General features: G+C 73.4%; 16 protein-coding genes, 1 tRNA gene and 1 pseudogene. 11 read left to right on the top strand and 7 right to left on the bottom strand.

The annotated features are described in order from the left end of the window. Window positions 1–2 precede the first annotated feature (2 nt). The 4 genes from AWW66_RS33855 (at window position 3) to AWW66_RS20950 (ending at window position 4914) form a co-directional block, all read left to right on the top strand. A complete protein-coding gene (locus AWW66_RS33855) occupies window positions 3–818 on the top strand; it encodes a DUF6602 domain-containing protein (RefSeq protein WP_342671929.1) in 816 nt (271 codons plus the stop codon). Window positions 819–1955: 1137 nt separating this feature from the next. Further along, on the top strand, window positions 1956–3500 hold the full coding sequence (locus AWW66_RS20960) for a replication initiator (protein ID WP_067369153.1): 1545 nt from the start codon (window positions 1956–1958) through the stop codon (window positions 3498–3500). Continuing rightward, window positions 3497–3694: an excisionase family DNA-binding protein gene (locus tag AWW66_RS20955; protein ID WP_067369196.1), complete on the top strand. Its 198-nt coding sequence runs from the start codon at window positions 3497–3499 to the stop codon at window positions 3692–3694. Before AWW66_RS20960 ends, AWW66_RS20955 begins: the two co-directional genes overlap by 4 nt. Next, a complete protein-coding gene (locus tag AWW66_RS20950) occupies window positions 3694–4914 on the top strand; it encodes a tyrosine-type recombinase/integrase (RefSeq protein ID WP_067369151.1) in 1221 nt (406 codons plus the stop codon). Before AWW66_RS20955 ends, AWW66_RS20950 begins: the two co-directional genes overlap by 1 nt. 77 nt (window positions 4915–4991) lie before the next feature. Here the strand turns inward: AWW66_RS20950 and AWW66_RS20945 are convergent. Next, window positions 4992–5063 (bottom strand) — tRNA-Val (locus AWW66_RS20945). Between the two features lie 50 nt (window positions 5064–5113). After that, a complete protein-coding gene (locus tag AWW66_RS20940) occupies window positions 5114–5575 on the bottom strand; it encodes a TIGR02611 family protein (protein ID WP_083978687.1) in 462 nt (153 codons plus the stop codon). A gap of 580 nt (window positions 5576–6155) precedes the next feature. Here AWW66_RS20940 and AWW66_RS20935 point away from each other — a divergent pair. Further along, window positions 6156–6587 (top strand): SsgA family sporulation/cell division regulator, encoded by a 432-nt coding sequence (locus AWW66_RS20935; RefSeq protein ID WP_067369148.1) that lies wholly within the window; start codon window positions 6156–6158, stop codon window positions 6585–6587. 99 nt (window positions 6588–6686) lie between these two features. Here the strand turns inward: AWW66_RS20935 and AWW66_RS20930 are convergent, their stop codons facing one another. Then, window positions 6687–7463, bottom strand: coding sequence for a glucose 1-dehydrogenase (locus AWW66_RS20930; protein ID WP_067369145.1), 777 nt, complete (start codon window positions 7461–7463; stop codon window positions 6687–6689). A 359-nt stretch (window positions 7464–7822) separates the two neighbouring features. Here AWW66_RS20930 and AWW66_RS20925 point away from each other — a divergent pair. Both AWW66_RS20925 and AWW66_RS20920 read left to right on the top strand, forming a co-directional pair. Next, a pseudogene (locus AWW66_RS20925) lies at window positions 7823–8773 on the top strand (helix-turn-helix domain-containing protein); the annotation flags it as partial. Between the two features lie 271 nt (window positions 8774–9044). Further along, a complete protein-coding gene (locus tag AWW66_RS20920; protein WP_067369138.1) occupies window positions 9045–9500 on the top strand; it encodes an RrF2 family transcriptional regulator in 456 nt (151 codons plus the stop codon). Between the two features lie 37 nt (window positions 9501–9537). On the opposite strand, the gene AWW66_RS20915 is transcribed toward AWW66_RS20920, so the two are convergent. Beyond that, window positions 9538–10299, bottom strand: coding sequence for a malonic semialdehyde reductase (locus tag AWW66_RS20915; RefSeq protein WP_083978677.1), 762 nt, complete (start codon window positions 10297–10299; stop codon window positions 9538–9540). Next, the gene (locus AWW66_RS20910; RefSeq protein ID WP_245648401.1) at window positions 10296–10949 is read right to left on the bottom strand and encodes a flavin reductase family protein; all 654 of its coding nucleotides are present in this window, start codon (window positions 10947–10949) and stop codon (window positions 10296–10298) included. Before AWW66_RS20910 ends, AWW66_RS20915 begins: the two co-directional genes overlap by 4 nt. A 639-nt stretch (window positions 10950–11588) precedes the next feature. On the opposite strand from AWW66_RS20910, the gene AWW66_RS20905 reads away from it, so the two are divergent. Both AWW66_RS20905 and AWW66_RS20900 read left to right on the top strand, forming a co-directional pair. After that, window positions 11589–11768: a DUF4236 domain-containing protein gene (locus AWW66_RS20905; protein WP_007075522.1), complete on the top strand. Its 180-nt coding sequence runs from the start codon at window positions 11589–11591 to the stop codon at window positions 11766–11768. A gap of 131 nt (window positions 11769–11899) precedes the next feature. Then, on the top strand, window positions 11900–12481 hold the full coding sequence (locus tag AWW66_RS20900) for a potassium channel family protein (protein WP_067369135.1): 582 nt from the start codon (window positions 11900–11902) through the stop codon (window positions 12479–12481). On the opposite strand, the gene AWW66_RS20895 is transcribed toward AWW66_RS20900, so the two are convergent. Then, the gene (locus tag AWW66_RS20895; RefSeq protein ID WP_067369184.1) at window positions 12438–13436 is read right to left on the bottom strand and encodes a hypothetical protein; all 999 of its coding nucleotides are present in this window, start codon (window positions 13434–13436) and stop codon (window positions 12438–12440) included. The genes AWW66_RS20900 and AWW66_RS20895 overlap by 44 nt on opposite strands. Before the next feature lie 24 nt (window positions 13437–13460). Beyond that, the gene (locus AWW66_RS20890; RefSeq protein ID WP_067369132.1) at window positions 13461–13982 is read right to left on the bottom strand and encodes a VOC family protein; all 522 of its coding nucleotides are present in this window, start codon (window positions 13980–13982) and stop codon (window positions 13461–13463) included. Between the two features lie 50 nt (window positions 13983–14032). Between AWW66_RS20890 and AWW66_RS20885 the strand changes: the two genes are divergently transcribed. Both AWW66_RS20885 and AWW66_RS20880 read left to right on the top strand, forming a co-directional pair. After that, entirely contained in the window at window positions 14033–14494 is a 462-nt protein-coding gene (locus tag AWW66_RS20885; RefSeq protein WP_067369180.1) for a MarR family winged helix-turn-helix transcriptional regulator, read from the top strand. Between the two features lie 100 nt (window positions 14495–14594). Further along, on the top strand, window positions 14595–16391 hold the full coding sequence (locus AWW66_RS20880; protein ID WP_396890726.1) for a tetratricopeptide repeat protein: 1797 nt from the start codon (window positions 14595–14597) through the stop codon (window positions 16389–16391). Window positions 16392–16563: the final 172 nt, after the last annotated feature.

Genomic DNA, 16563 nt, shown 5'->3' with positions numbered 1-16563 from the left:
GGATGCTACAAGCCTCTCTCGCACACAGTAGAGCGGTTCACGGTCACCATGGGAACCGAGGAGCCTCTGTAGAGGCCGCCTTTCGGCAGTTCTTAAGCGTGCACGCACCTCGCCAACTTTCCGTTGGGACAGGCGAGGTTGTCGATTCATTCGGCGCGCGCTCTGGGCAAATTGATGTCGTCATAGCGAACGAGGATCAACCTTTCATCAGTGCGGTAGACGAGCCCGGCCTATATCTTGTGGAGGGCGTGGCCGCCGCAGGCGAGGTAAAGTCCCGGCTGACAACTGGCGAGTTAGATCGAGCCATCGCCGCCGGCATAAGATTCAAGGGCTTACAAAACACGCACAGCGCGGGAGACGAGGCCTTCGCTAGTCCGGTGGATCTGCAACGGTTTTATGAATGCCCGCCGTTCTTCGTCGTCGCTATGGAAAGCAATGTCAATGAAGGAACAATACTCGAACGGCTGCACAATGCAGGAGTGACCTCCCACCGCATACCGCGGAATCTCCCACCAGGGGAACGATCATACGCGCTCGTCCCGCCTGTCGACGCGGTATTCATCTTGGGCGTTGGAGCGGCGATCTTCTTCGTTGACGGTTCTAGCATGGCCCTCCAGTACCCCGACGGCTCCCGCGTCGCCGAATGGGTTTTTGTCCACACAGAGGACGCTGTTCTCATAGAATTCCTCGCGTGGCTTCATGGAGTTATGCCCAGGGTCCGAAGGCGGAGTCCTGTCAGCATGAACTACATGCTGGGAGAGAATAGATTCACCACTATTAGTCAGTGGGCCGCTCCCCAGCCAACTCAGCCTCAATAGGAGCTCGCGACCATCCCGTATGCCGTCGACCCGCCCTACTGGGGAGCGGGCCGCCGCACGGCCCGCTACGTCAAGCGGACCTTGACGCACGTACGGACGCTGCCGGAACAGGCTGTCGGCTCTCGTGTCACGGACCGCGCCCCCGGCGGACACCGCCACAGTGGCGCAGTTGACCCAACCTCGCCCGGCACGGACCCGGCTCCCGGGGGCGGCGCTGGCCACCGACGGCCACCCCTCCCCCTCCCAGGCGAGCGGTTTTGACCTGACCTGGAGCGGCTGCGGAACCGGCTCCTGGACGACCAGCATGCCCTCGGCGGCCACCGCCCCCATGCTTGGGGCTTGCCGCGCGGACCCGGCGCGGCCTTCCCTGCGCCGCGCTGCTCAGGCGCGGCGCAGGCCGGCTGCCGGCGACGAACCTCCACCACTGTCCCCGCTATCCCGTCTGCGGCGGCCCCGGGCTCCCCGCTCTCCGCGCCAGCCGCCGGGCGTGTTGCGTGGCCGGCGTGGAGCGACAGCGGAGCGTCGGACACGCGCCCAGGCGGCGGCGCGTGCGGCCCGTCAAGGGCCGCCTTGATAGACGTACAGAAAGTTCTCCCACAGTGGCCGGTAGCCGGTCCGGGGCCAGTTCGGCACCGAGGTTCATGGCGGGTTGACGTGTCGGTACCCGGTGCTACTCTGGCGGTCGTCGAGCACGCCAGTGCGGCCTTCCTGCCGGTTCGCTGGGCTCGACCACGGAGATGCTGAGCGGCCTTCCTGTCGCTGATGCGGGCCACGTCCCGCCGGTTCTCGATCACGATGGCCGCGATGTCGGCCCCCGGAATCCGCTGAGTGGCCCAGTACGGCCTTCCCGCCGTCACGATGGCCCGGATTCGCTCTCCTCGACGGGTGGGGCTCGCCTGCGGCAACCCACCGGACGCCGACCTCCAGGCACCCCACCCGTCCCGGCGTCACCAGGTCCAGCAAACGGAAGGACCGCGTCCCGACGGCGGTGAGCAACCTTCGGCCACACCCGCCCTCCGGCGTCAACCGCCCTTCCAGGCGGTGCCAGGAGACACCACGAACACCACCGACGGACAGCGATCCGGTGATCGGTGGCGGTTTGTCGTCCGTCCCTGCCACCCGCCCTGAGGAGAACCCTTGTCCACCCTGCACCGTCCCGGTGTCGCCGCCGGTCGTGACGCCCAGGCCCTGCACCGGGTTGCCACCCCCGACTTCTTCGGGTGGTTGGAGCACACCCGTACCGCCGGGGGTTGTGCCCGTCCGATCCGGTTGACCGGCACGATGACCGCCGTCGACCGGGACACCGGGCGGGTCCTGGCCGAGCAGCACACCGACGAGCTGCCCGACCGGGTGCTCTACAAGGCGTGCGGCAACCGGCGTTCCGCCCAGTGCCCGGACTGCTCCTGGGTCTACGCCGGTGATGCCTTCCAGGTCGTCCGCTGCGGTCTGACCGGTGGCAAGGCCGTCCCCGCCTCGGTGGCCCGGCATCCGGTCGTCTTCGCCACCTTCACCGCGCCGTCGTTCGGCCCGGTCCATCACCGGCACATCCCCCGGCACACCTGCGCCGACCGGCGGCGCTGCGACTGCCGACCGGCCCCCTGCCACGCCCGCCGCGACGCTGCCACCTGCCCGCACGGGCGGCCCGGGGCCTGCTTCGCCCGCCACGACTCCGCCGACGCGCGGCTCGGTCGGCCGCTCTGTCTGGACTGCTACGACCACGATCACCAAGTCGTCTGGAACGCCTTCGCGGGGGATCTGTGGCGGCGCACCAAGCAGGCCGTCGAGCGGCACCTCGCCGCCCTCTGCCGCCGACGCGGCATCCCGACAGTCCAGGTGGTCACCGACTTCGGCAGGGTTCGCCGGGTGCCGCCGGTGCGGGTGTCGCACGGGAAGGTCGCCGAGATGCAGCGCCGGGGCGCGGTGCACTTCCACGTCCTGCTGCGCCTCGACGGGGTCGACCCCGACGACCGGCACGCCCTGGTCCCGCCGCCGGCCGGGATCACCGTCGACGACCTCGACACGGCCGGGCACGTCGCCGCCCGGCAGATCACCTTCACCGCCCCGCCGCACCCCGATCGGCCGCAGGGCTGGTCGGTCGCCTGGGGAGAGCAGGTCGACGTACGCCGGATCGGCACCGGCGACGGGGACGTGACCGACGGGAAGGTGGCCGCCTACCTTGCCAAGTACGCCACCAAGGCCACCGAGGTCACCGGCCACTGCTCCACTCGGCTCACCCCGGGCACGATCGACGCCTACGCCGACCCGGAGGGCGACCACCTGGCCCGGCTCATCGACGCCTGCTGGCGACTCGGCCGCCCCACCCGGCACCGCACCAGCGGCACCGCCACCCCGGGCGGGGAGCGTCAAGCGAACCTTGACACCGGATCGCACGCCTACCCCGGGCTGCGCCGGTGGGCGCACATGCTCGGGTACGGCGGTCACTTCCTCACCAAGGCCCGCCGGTACTCGGTCACCTTCGGGCTGCTCCGGGACACCCGCGCCAGCTACCGCCGCGCCGATGACGGCTCCATCACGGTCGGTGCCCTGGCCTTCGTCGGCTCCGGGTGGCTCACCGACGGGGATGCCCTGATCGCCAACACCGCCGCCGCACAGCACCGGGAACGCCGCCGCATCGGCCGAGAAGAGGTCGCCCACGAGACGTGGTCGGGGGTGGCGGCGTGACCCGACCCCTCACCCCGCGCTGGTACTCCCCCGCCGAGTTCGCCGTCCTGCTCGGCTTCGGCCTGTCCAAGGTCAAGATGAAGATCGCCACCGGGGAACTGCGCTCCATCAGGGACGGCAAGTACCGCCGCATCCTCCCCGAGTGGGTCGACGAGTACATCCGCGACCAGGTCGACCGGCAGGAGGCCGCCTGATGCCCGGAAAGTCACGTGCCAACGGGGAAGGCTCGATCTTCCCGTACCGCACCGGCTTTGCCGCGTACGTCTGGGTCACCAAGCCCGACGGGAAGCGGACCCACAAGTACGTCTACGGCCAGACCCGGGAGGCCGTCCACGACAAGTGGATCAAGCTGCACCAGCAGGCGAAGCAGGGGCCGGTGGCGACCAGTGTCCCGACGGTCGGCAGGTTCCTCACCTACTGGCTCACCGAGATCGTCCAGCCAAACCGGGCACCGTTGACCTACGCCACCTACGAGACGTTCGTCCGGCGCTACCTCGCCCCCGGGCTCGGGGCCAAGCGGCTCGACCGGCTCCAGCCCCGGGACGTGCAGACCTGGCTCAACCAGGTGGCCCGCACCTGCCAATGCTGCGCCCAGGGCAAGGACGCCGCCCGCCGGACGGAGAAGCGTCGGTGCTGCGCGGTCCGCCGCTGCTGCCAGTCCGTCCCGTCGACCCGCACGGTCAGCGACATCCGGGCCGCGCTGCGGGCCGCCCTCACCCACGCCCAGGCCGAAGACCTCATCACCCGCAACCCGGCCGTGCCGGTCACCCTCGCCACCGTCCGCCGTCGACGCGGCAAGTCCTGGTCCAGCGACGAGGCACGTCGGTTCCTGGAATCGGCCCGTGCCGACGAGGACCCCCTCTACGCCGCGTACGCCCTGGTCCTCGTCACCGGCCTGCGCAAAGGCGAAGCCCTCGGGCTCGTGTGGGCGGACCTGGACCTCGACGCGGGTGAGCTGACCATCGGTCGGCAACTGCAACGGGTACGCGGGCAGCTCCTGCACCGGGACACCAAGACCCCGGCCTCTGACGCCACCCTGCCCCTGCCCGACCTCTGTGGGACAGCACTCAGGCTACGGAGGAACCAACGCGACGAGGCGCGGGCGACCGCCGGGAAGGCGTGGCACGAGAACCATCTCGTCTTCACCACCCGCTACGGCACCCCGATTGAGCCGCGCAACTTCCAGCGTTCCTGGCAGACCCGGTGCGACCGGGCGGGCGTCCGGCCGATCACCATCCACGACGCCCGACGGACCTGCGCCACCCTCCTGGCCGACCTCGACGTGCATCCACGGGTCGCCATGCAGATCCTCCGGCACGCCCGCTTCTCGGTGACGATGGAGATCTACACCCAGGTTTCGTCCACGGCGACCCGGGACGCCCTCAAGCGTCTCGGTGAGTCACTCGGGCACTGAGGAAACTGCTGTACTTCGCTGCTGTACGGACAGCAGAAAGGCCACTTCCATCGATGGAAAGTGGCCTTTGACCTGCGTGGGCGATACTGGGATCGAACCAGTGACCTCTTCGGTGTGAACGAAGCGCTCTCCCGCTGAGCTAATCGCCCTCAGCGCGCATGACTGTACCCGATCGGCGGCCCGGACCGCGAATCCGGGGTCAGTGCGTCGCGAGGTACCGCAGCGCGCGGGCGACCACGTCGATGCCGAGGCTGTACTTGAGCGAGAGCCAGGCGACCACGGCGACGAAGACCAGGCCGACCGAGCCGAGCGCGAATCGCATCGGCAGGGGTCGGGTGGTGGCCCACCGGGTCCAGCCCTGGACGTGCCGGCGGGTGAAGCCGAGCAGCCGCTTGGCCCAGTGGAACTCCACGGCCCAGATGCCCATGCCGGCGATCACCAGCAGCCAGCCGGGGCCGGGCAGCGGGATCAGGACGATCCCGATGGTGACCACGAGCGCGCCGGCGATGGACACGCCGATCTTGAGGGTGACCCGGCCGGTCGGGTTGGCCCGGATGAGGTCGAGCGTGGTCTTCACCCGCCGGCGGAGCTGGTGGTGTCGACCCGTCTTCGCCTTGGGGCCGGTCGGCCCGGCGGAGGCGGCCCGCCCGGCTCCGTTCACGGCCGTGCCGTTCGTGGCCTTCCCGGACCCGTTCGCGCCCTTCCCGGACGCGCCTGCGCCGGACCCGTTGACGCCGGTGCCACCGGCGGCCTGGGCCGCTCCGTCACCCCCGTTGACGGGCTTGCGCCCGGCGCCTCGGGCGGCGCCGTCGGGACGTCCCGACGGGCCCGCGCCGGGCCGCGTGCCACCCCCGGAGCCCTGCTGATCTGTCGGCACGGTGTCCCCCCGCTTTCGACCGGTGCCAGCCGTTTCCTGCGACGAGTTCGCCGAGGTCGGCGGATCCACTGAGGATCGATTCGTGGTCATTTCAACCCCTAGTGTGCCCCGGCCCGTCACTGGAACGGACGACTGGACGTTACCGGAGTAAGTCGTCGTCTGAACCAACCCCGACGCCGGGCGGGATCACGTACTGGGCAGAACCGGATATCGTACAAGAATTTTCACATTCTATCGGCGTTTCCGACCCCCTTCCCACCACTGGGTGAAGTCAGCGTATGGCGGAGCGTAGCCAGGAGTAGCACCTGAGTATGGGAAAAGCGGGACACGGACGTTCCGCAGCGGTGCCGGGGGGAGAACGTTCATGAGTGTCATCCGACCGACGACCGTAGAGGTCGAGACGTCACTAAGGCTCGTCGCACCTGACGCTACCGCCTTGCCGGTGCGCGCCAGTCTGCGATACGACCCTGCTGACCCGTATGCAGTCCATGTCCTGTTCCATGCCGAATCGGCCGGCGGCGAGGCGGTGAGCTGGTCCTTCGCCCGCGAGCTGCTGGTCACCGGACTCGACGATCCGGCCGGGATCGGTGACGTGCGGGTGTGGCCGTGGGCCACCCCACGCGGCGACTTCGTCGCGCTGGCGCTGTCGTCGCCGGACGGCAACGCCCTGTTCGAGGTACCCCGCAGCGTGCTGGTGCGGTTCCTGCGGCGGACCTACGTCGTGGTGCCACGCGGGCGCGAGGCCGACCACCTCGACGTCGACACGGCGGTGAACCGGCTGCTCGCCGGACGCTGACCGACCCGACCGGGGCCGCGCGGATCTGCCGAGTCCGCGCGGCCCCGGCACACCACCACCCACGGTACGTCCGGCACACCGTTCCACGGTACGCCCGGTTCAGCCGTGCGTGGTGAGCCCGCCGTCGACCGGGATCACCGCCCCGGTCAGGTACGCCCCGGCCCGGGAGGCCAGGTAGATCGCGGTACCCGCGACGTCCTCGGGCCGCCCGATCCGGCCCAGCGGGATCTGCTGCTCGATGGCCGCCCGGGTGGCCGGGTCGTCCAGCGCGAAGGCCATCATCCTGCTCTCGAACGGCCCCGGCGCGATCGCGTTGACCGTGATCTGCTCGCCGGCCAGCCGGTGCGCCAGGGTACGGGTCAGCATGTGCACGGCCGCCTTGGTGGCCGAGTAGGCGTACACCTCCATGGTCGGCACCCGGATGCCGTCCACCGACCCGATGGTGATCACCCGGGCCGGGTCGTCGGGGTCGGCCGCCGCCCGCAGCGCGGGCAGCAGCGCGGTGGTGAGCCGGAAGACCGCCTTGACGTTGACCGCCCAGAGCTTGTCGAACGCGCTCTCCGGATAGTCCTCCAGCGCCGCGCCCCAGGTCGCACCGGCGTTGTTGACCAGGACGTCGAGCCGGTCGGTCCGGTCCCGGACGGCGGCGGCCAACTCCTCGGCCCCGGCGTCGCGGCTCAGGTCGGCCGGGATCGCCGCGCAGCGTCCCTCGGCCGAGAGGTCCCGGGCCACGGCCACACAGACCTCGGCCTTCCGGGACGAGATGATCACGTCGGCCCCGGCCCGGACGAAACCCCGGGCGATCATCAAGCCGATCCCCCGGGAGCCTCCGGTCACCAGGACCGTCTTGCCCCGCACCGAGAACAGATCCGTCATCGTCGTCCCATCGTCGCCCCGGTCAGGTCGTCGCCCCGGTCAGGTCGTCGCCCCGGTCAGGTCGTCGCCCCGGTCAGGTCGTCGTCCCGGTCAGCCGGTACCGGACCCACCGACCCCACCGATCGGCCCTACCGATCGGTAAGTTAGTCCGCCCCACGTACGGCGACAACCCCCGCCCCGGCGTCCGCCGACCCCGCCGGCACGTCCGGCGGACCCCGACCCGCCACACCACCGGGTACGCCGATCTGCCGCACCGCCCGGTGCACGCCGACCCGCCGCACCGCCGGGCGTGCGGGATGCCGGCACCGCCGGGCGGGCGTCCGGGATGCGGCCCCCGGACCTGCCGGTTACCGTCACGGGTGATGGTCTTCTCTGGTCAGTCCTCCCCGGCCACGGGCGACGTCTCCGGTCAGCCCGGTCCCTCCCCCGACCCCGACGACGCCCCGCCGTCCGCTGTCGTCACCCCTCCCGGCGGCATCGATCCGCCGGGTGGCAGCACCTTGCCGGGCGGCATCGATCCGCCCGGGGGCATCGACACGCCGGCCCTGAGTGACCTCGCGCCGACCCCGGACTGGCGTCGCCCGGTGCTGGTCGACTCGGACCTGCTGGTCCTGGTCACCGACGGGTACGGGACGGTCGAGCTGGACTTCCGCGCGCTGCCCTGCCGCCCCGGCACCCTGCTGCGGATCCGCCCCGGTCAGGCGGTCCGGTGCGGCGGCGAGCGCCCGTTCGACGCGCTGCTGCTGCGGTGGCGGGCCGACACGCTGGCCGGCACCCCGGCGGCCGACGACGTCACCCCGGAGCACTGCCACCTCCGGGGGGACGAGGGCGCGGCGGTCCGGGACGGGATCCACCGGCTGGCCGCCGACCGGCAGCGGTACCGGGACGAGCCCGCCGCCGCCGACCTGCTCCGGCACCAGCTCGCCGTGCTGCTGCTCCGACTGGCCCTGTTCCCCACCGGGCAGGAGAACCCGCCCCGGGGCGAGCGCGCCACCTTCCAACGGCTCTGCCAGGAGGTCGAGCGCGGGTACCGGCACACCCGGCGGGTCGAGGACTACGCCGCCCAGCTCGGCTGCTCGGTACGGACCCTGACCCGGGCCTGTCTGGCGGTGACCGGTCGCAGCGCGAAGCAGGTGATCGACGAGCGGGTCGCCCTGGAAGCCGCCCGGCTGCTCGCCGCCACCGACGAACCGATCGCCCAGATCGGCCGCCGCCTCGGCTTTCCCGAGCCGACCAACTTCGGTCGCTTCTTCACCCGCGAGGTGGGGCGCAGTCCGGGCGCGTTCCGGGCCAGCCGGGACCAACGGGCACCGGCCCCGGACGGACGGGCAGCCAACCCGGACGGCGGGGCAGGATTCGACGACCGGAGGGCAGCGACGGGGAACGGACGGCCGCCCGGTGCCGGGGATCGCAGCCGGGGCGGGCGGCCGTCGGACGGTCCGCAGCCGGCCTCCGACATGGCACAACGCGGGTCGGCCGAGGCGCAGCGCCCACCGGGGTCCGCGTCCCGGCCGGCCGGGATCGTCCGCCCCCGCCAGCCCACCGAGCGAAGCGGTGAACCCGACCGGGCATGATGGCAGGGTGCACATCTCCGCGCGCGGCGACTACGCGGTACGGGCGGCGCTCAGCCTGGCTGCCGCGTACCCGAACCTGCTCTCCGCCCAGGTGATAGCCACCGAACAGGATCTGCCCCGCAAGTTCCTGGAGGCTGTCCTCGCCGACCTGCGGCGGTCCGGCGTCGTCCGGGCGCAGCGGGGTGTCGAGGGAGGCTACTCCCTGACCAAGCCACCCGGCGAAATCGCCGTCGGGTCCATCCTGCGGGCGGTGGACGGGCCCCTGGCCGGGGTACGCGGGCTGCGCCCGGAGGAGACCCAGTACGAGGGGCCGGCGGAACACCTGCCCCAGCTCTGGGTCGCCGTCCGGGCCTCGGTCCGGCGGGTGGTCGACGAGGTGACCCTCGCCGAGCTGCTCAACGGTCGAATGCCCAGCCACGTCCGCCGGCTGACGGCGCTGCCCGACGCCTGGGAGCCCCGCTGAGCGGGCCGCCCCGCACCGCACCAGGCCGGCCAACCGGTCACAGGGTGCGGATCACCTCACCGGAGGCCAGCCGGGGCAACCGCTCCTGCCAGGCGTCCGGGCCGGGGCGACCGAGGTTCATCACCACGAGCACCTCGTGCCGCCCGTCGGGGAAGAACTCCCCGGCCACCCCGGCGGGGTCGAACCCGGCCATCGGCCCGGCCGCCAGCCCCGCCGCCCGGACCCCGACGATCAGGTAGCCGATCTGGAGCGCGGCGTTGAGGCGGGCCTGCGCGGCCCGCTGCGCCCGGTCCCCGGCCAGCCAGTCCCGGGCCTGCGGCCGGTGCGGGAACAGCTCCGGCAGCCGCTCGTGGAAGTCCACGTCGGCGGCGAGCACCGCCACCAGGGGCGCGGCGGCGGTCTTCGCCCGGTTGGTGGAGGACAGGTGCGGCAGCAGCCGGGCGCGCGCCGCCGCCGAGCGCAGCAGCAGCACCCGCAGCGGCTGCCCGTTGTACGCGGTGGGCCCGTACCGGACCAGGTCGTGGATCGCGGCGATCTGCTCGTCGGTGACCGGCTCGTCGGTGAAGGTGTTCGCCGTGCGGGCGGCCCGGAAGAGCAGGTCCTGGGCCGTCGGGTCCAGCGCCAGCCACTCGTCCCCGGGCGGGACGGGCTGCGGACGCTCCGGTGCCGGCCCCGCGGCGGCTTCCCGGGCCGGGGACGCGGTGCCGGCGGCCAGGGACCCGGAACCCGCGGCCGGGGAGGTGGTGTCGGCGGCCGGGAACGCGGGACCGGTGGACGGGGTCGTGGTGCCCGTGCTCATGCCGGCGTCCGCCCGCCGCCGAGCGCCAGCGGTTCGGCGATCACCAGGGTCCGACCCTCGATCGGGAGCCGGTGCACCACCCGGCAGAGCAGCCGGGCCAGCACGCCGCTGAGCAGCGGCAGGCCGAACGGGCCGGGCACCCACTCCGGGTACCCGACGGACCGGCCGACGCCGCCGTCGGCGAAGGTCCGGGCGGCGTCCTCCTGGCCGGTGGCCAGCAGGTGGACGGCGACATGCTCGGCGCGGGCCAGCACCGGCGCGTGGGCCGAGGCGGCGTCGAGGCAGAAGGAGACCAGCGGCGGGTCCACCGACACCGCCGTGAACGAGGTCGCGGTGACCCCGGCCCGGACCAGCCCGCCGCCGCCCCGGCCGGGTGGGCCGGCGGGCCGCGCCACGGCGGTGACCACGGCGACCGTGGCGGCCCGCCGACGCAGCATCTCGCGGAACGACTCCTGGTCGACAGGGACCAGGTCGCCGCCCTCCACCGCGCCACCACCGGCCACCGCGCCACCACCGGCCGCCGCGGCGACGCCGGCCACCCGGTCGGCACCCGGCACCACGCCACGGCCGGGCGGATCAGGGGGGCGTCGGGTGGCGCCGGGGGCGGTGTCGCAGGAGCCGAGGGTACGCGGGCGGCGGAACGGGGACATGGTGGTCTCCTGATCTGTCCACGCGGGGAAGGGTCTGTCCACGGGGCGGGTGGGCGTGCCGGCCACCGGCCGAGCGGGCCGGGCGGCAGGCGACGCGGGGCCGCAGGGGCGGGCCGGGTGACCCGGGAGGCGCGACAGCCGCCACGGTCGTCGACCGGGCGGGCGGCGGGCGCTGCGGCGGGCCGGCGGTCAACTCAACAGCGCGCGCTCGCGTGCCGGACCAGGTCGACGTGCACGCAGGCGGTGAGCAGAGCCTCGTCCCGCAGCGACATGAGCCCATGGTGCCGCAGCCCGCAGCACCGGTCAACGGCCATCCATCATCTGGGAGCTACGCGGGTAACGGTCTCGGCCACGTCGCTCACCAGCACCGACGGGGACCGAAAGCCGATCTGCAAGGTGGCGTTTCCGGCGCGGGGCGACGCGGCGGGCCGGCGCGGGGCGGGTGACTACGTTTCGACCACCGACATCCCACGACCACCGACCGTCCACGATCACCGACCGTCCCTGACTGCTGGCCGTCCCTGGTTGCTGACCGTCCACGACCACCGGTCGCCCACGACCGCGCCGGGTTTCCCGCGTCGACGGTGTGGGCATCTTCGATGGCGACGCCAGAGCGACGGTCACGAAGGGAGCACCACGATGGGCCTGATGTTCCGCAAGCGCAAGAAGTACGGGCCGATCATCCTGAACTTCACGGAGAACGGCTTCTCCTCCTGGAGCATCAAGATCGGCCGCTGGTCCTGGAACTCGCGCGCCAAGGCGCATCGGGTGGACCTCCCCGGCCCGCTCTCCTGGAAGCAGGACAAGTCCAGGGCGTGATCCCCACGCCACGGCCGTCGGGGCACCGGTGACCACACCGGCGCCCCGACGGGCGTGGCGCCGCCCGTAGCCGCTCGTCGGGTTCCCGGGTTCGCCGTTGCGCGGGTACGGGCGCACCGGACAATCACGGCATGAGTCGGCGGCGGCCGTACCGGAAGGAACAACGACGGACGGTCCTGGCCTGCGCGCTCCTCGTCCTGGTGTACTTCGTGGTGCCGGTGCAGCCGGACGCCAACGGGGCCCGGCTGGCCGTCCGGGCCGTGCTCACCGTGGTCGCGGTGATCGTGGTCGCCCTGCTGGTCACCGGGCAGGTCCGCCGGCAGCTCGCCGCCGAGCGGGCCCCGGCCGGGCCGGGCCAGGCCCCGGCGGCGGCGGCGGGGGTCGGGCCGGCGGGAGACGACGGGCAGGCCCGGTCGCTGGCCCACCTCGCGGTGGCGCTGGTCGCCGGGCTGCTGGCGTTCGCGCTGGCCGACTACGTCATCGCGATCACCGCACCGGAGCAGTTCGTCAACCTCCGGACCCGGGTCGACGCGCTCTACTTCGCCCTCGCCACGCTGACCACGATCGGGTACGGCGACGTCCACGCCGAGGGGCAGTTCGCCCGGTCGGTGGTCGCCGTGCAGATGGCGTTCAGCATCGGCGTCATCGCCACCGGGCTGTCCCTGGTGCTCAAGAACCTGACCAGGCCGAAGGCGACGCCCCCGCGTGGATGACCACGTCCCCGCCGAGCCGGCCGTGCTCGGGGTCGCGTCGGGCGGCCCCCGCGTCGAGCAGGCCGGTCACCGCGCGGACCGCGTCGGCGGACCGGTACCCGGTCGCGGTGAGGGTGTGCCGGCGCAGCTCGGTGACGGTACGGGGGCCGGAGCGGGCCAGTTCGGCGAGGAGTTCCCGGCCCAGCGGCGCCGGGTCCGGGTCGGTCGTGGCGGCCAGCGGCACGGCCGTGGGGTCGGCGGGGTCGCGTAGCCGCCCGCCGAGCTGCCCGGCCACCTCCCAGAGCCCCGCCTTGAAGGCGTCCAGCCCTCGGTCGGAGCCGGTGGCGAAGGCGACGAGCCGGGGCGGGGCCCCGTCCGCAGGTACCCACTCGACCTCGGCGACCAGCGGGAACCGCTCGGTGAGCGCGGCCCGGACCGGGGTGTCGGCGACAACCAGCAGCTCGGCCGGACGACCGCTCGCCGCGGCGGCCAGCACCGCCCGCGACAGCCCCGTCCCCTCCGCGCCCTCCACTGGGGGTCCGCCCGCCCCGGCCGGCGTGCAAGAAGGGGACCCTTCTCTACCGTATGCGTTAAGAAGGGGCCCTTCCTTACCCCAGTCGACGACGGTGAGCAGCGGCGCGCCGGCCGCGCCGGCCGCCTTCAGGGCCACCGGCAGCCGGGTGTGGTCACCGGGCACCAGGTGCACGGCCACCTCGGTCGGCAGCTCCGCCTCGGCCGCGCCGAGCCGGGCCGGCAGTTCCTCGGTGCCGTCGGCCAGCACCAGCACGGTGAGCCGTCGACCCCGCAGGCCGGCACCGGCGGCGCCGACGGCCCGGACCGCCGCCTCCGGGGTCTCCGCGTCGGACGGGGCGCCGGCCACGGCGAGGGTGGCCCGCCGGGAACGCTGCAACGCTCCCGGCAGCCAGGCGTCGAGCTGTCGAGCGGTCAGCTCGCGGAGAACGGGGTCGGTCGGCATCCTGACGTTGTACCGCACGACCTCTCAGGCCGGCACGGAGATCCCCACCCCGCCCCGGGTCTGACCGCCGTACCGCTGCCGCTCCCGGTCGAGGTCGAGCCGGCCGATCCGCTTGCGCGCGGTGAGCGCGGCGTCGTCCAGCAGGTCGGCCGGGACCAGCCAGACCACCTCGAACTCCAGGCCGTCCGGGTCCTGGCCGTACAGGCTCTTGGTGGTGCCGTGGTCGGAGGCGCCGACCAGGGCTCCGGCGGCGGCCAGCCGCTCGGCGGTGGCGGCCAGCTCGTCGAGGGTGTCGACCTCCCAGGCCAGGTGGTACAGGCCGACGGTGCTCCGGCCGGCGGCCGAGCGGCCCGCCCCCGCGCCCAGCTCGAACAGGCCCAGGTCGTGGTCGTTGGTCGAGTCCGGGGCCTGGAGGAAGGCGGCTCCCCGGAAGCCGTCGGGGGTCATCGGGATCGGCCGGAACCCGAGGACGTCCCGGTAGAAGGCGACGCTACGGTCGAGATCGCTCACGTAGAGCACGGCGTGGTTCAGTCGGTGGATTCCCATGCCCCCGACGGTAGCGCGATTTAGTTGAGCGCTCAACTACACCGGTTATGATGGTGGTCATGACCCGCTGGTTGGACCCGGACGAGCAGCGCACCTGGCGTGCGTTCCTGAGCGCCTCCCGAGGGCTGATGGAGACCCTCGACCGGGAGCTGCAACGTGACGCCGGCATGCCGCACGCGTACTACGAGATCCTGGTCCGGCTCTCCGAGGCGCCCGACCGGCGGATGCGGATGAGCGAGCTGGCGACGGAGACCGCCTCCTCGCGCAGCCGGCTGTCCCACGCGGCGGCCCGGCTGGAGGCCGCCGGGTGGATCCGCCGGGAGGAGTGCCCGACCGACCGGCGGGGCCAGCTCGCCGTCCTCACCGAGCAGGGCTTCGCGACGCTGGCCGCCGCCGCGCCCGGCCACGTCGAGGGGGTACGGCGGCACCTGTTCGACGCGCTGAGCCCGGCGCAGGTCGACCAGTTGCGCCGAATCAGCGAAGCGGTCGCCGATCAGCTGAACGCTTCCTGACAATCCGTCCATTCCGGGGGTTGTACATACCGTCGCGGGGCAAGCACGATGGGGCGTGTCCTCGGGCCTGGATGAACTGACTGTCCACGCGCACCAGTTGGTGTCCGCTGGCGACCTGCACGGTGCCCGGCGGGTGCTGGCCGACGCGCTGGCCGACGCCGACCCCCGGCCGGCGAACGCCTCACCCGAGCTGGCCGACGCCGCCGGGCTCCAGGCACGGGTGCTGGTCGCGCTCGGCGATCCGCAGGCCGCGCGGGCCTGGGCCGCCTACGCCTACGCGGCCACCGGCCGGCTGTACGGGCGCTCCGACCCGCAGACCGTCGCCGCGGCGGCCACCCTCGCGGCGGTCCTGCACCGGGTCGGCAGCGACGCCCGCGCCGCCCACCTCTATTCCGAGGTCATCATCGAGCTGACCGCCACCGACGGCCCCGAGTCGTTGCGGGTCCTCGCCGCCCACGCCGACCTGGCCACCGTGGAGTACGCGCGGGGCCAGTGCGGCGTGGCCCGGGACCGGTTGCAGGACGCCTGGGAGCTGCACCGGGAGGTCTACGGCGACGGACATCCCAGCGGCATCAAGATGCTGGCGCGCCTCGGCGCGATGCAGCGCGACTGTGGACGGTACGCCGACTCGCACCGGAACCTCACCTACGCCGACGAGTTGTGCCGGCGGTACCTCGCCCCCGGCGACCCCCTCGCCGCGCAGGTCGCCGCGCTGGGCCGGGCGGCGGCGAAGTCGGACCACGTCTGCGCCGACGACGAGCCCGACGAGCCGACCCCGGCCGCCGCAGCCGCCCCGGGCCCGCCGGAGCCGACGTACGACCCGGAGCCGAGTGACGAGTCACCCTACGACCCGGAGCCGAGTGACGAGTCACCGGGCGACACCGGGCCGGCGGCCGGGCCGCCGAGGGCCACCGGGTCGACGTACGACCCGGAGCCGACGTACGACCCGTCGACCGCGACCGGCACGGCGTACTCCCCCGGCGGCGTGGCCGACCCCGAGCCGGCGTACTCCCCCGGCGGCACCGACCCGGAGCCGGCGTACCCGCCGTCGTCCTCCCGGGACGCGGAGCCGGAGTACCTCCCCCCGACATCCTGGGACCCGCCGACGCACTGGGACCCGCCGACGCACTGGGACCCGCCGACGCACTGGGAGCAGGCGGGGCACCCGTCCGGGCCGGCGTACCCGGAGCCGGAGACCGACGGTTCCCCGGCCCCGCCGCACCCGGTGCCCCCGCCCCGGCTGCCGCTCGACGACGACCCCGGCGGCTGGCCGCCGGAGGTGGCCGACCGGACGGCCGCCGGTGCGGTACCCCCAGCGGTGGTCCCGGTCGCCGGCACCAGCCTGACCGCGCCCGGGGTGCACCGGGTCCGGCGCGGCACCGAACCGGACGCGCCGTCCCGGCTGCTGCCGGTGCCGGTGCACCGGCCGCCGCCGCCCCCACGCCCGAACCGCCTCGTACCGGTGATCGCGGCCGGGGTGGTCGTGGTGCTGCTCGGCGCGGCGGCGGTGATCGCCGGGGTGGCCCGGGTCAGCGGCTCCCGCGACGACGCGCCGCCGGTCGGCGACCCCTCCCCCGGTGCCTCGGGGGAGGCCGCGCCCCGCCCGTCCGAACCGGTCGCCACCCCGGGCACCCCGCCCGGCTCGGTACGGCTCGACGACAACCGGGACGCCATCGTGCTGCGCTGGACGTACCCGAACGGGGCGGAAGGTCCGGTGGTGGTCTCCGGCGGCCGGTCCGGCCAGGACCCCCGCGCCTTCACCGAACTGCCGGCCGGCACGACCACCTACACCGTCCACAACCTGGACCGGGGCACCGACTTCTGCTTCACCGTCGCCGTCGTCTGGTCCACCGACTCGGTCGGCCGCTCCCGCCCCGTCTGCACCACCCGCCGCTAACCCCACCCTCCCTCCTCCACCCCTCCCCCCTCCCCCTCCCCACCCTCTCCCGGGTTGATCATGAGGTTGACGGGTGCCGGAGACGCTTTCGATGCCGCCAACTCCATGATCGACGCGCGGAGGCGGGGGGTGGGGGCGGGGGGCGGGGGTGGGGGACGCGCGGGGGTGGGGG

The organism is Micromonospora rosaria, from assembly GCF_001567585.1.
Taxonomy (GTDB): domain Bacteria; phylum Actinomycetota; class Actinomycetes; order Mycobacteriales; family Micromonosporaceae; genus Micromonospora; species Micromonospora rosaria.
This window is presented reverse-complemented; position numbering and strand designations above follow the sequence as displayed.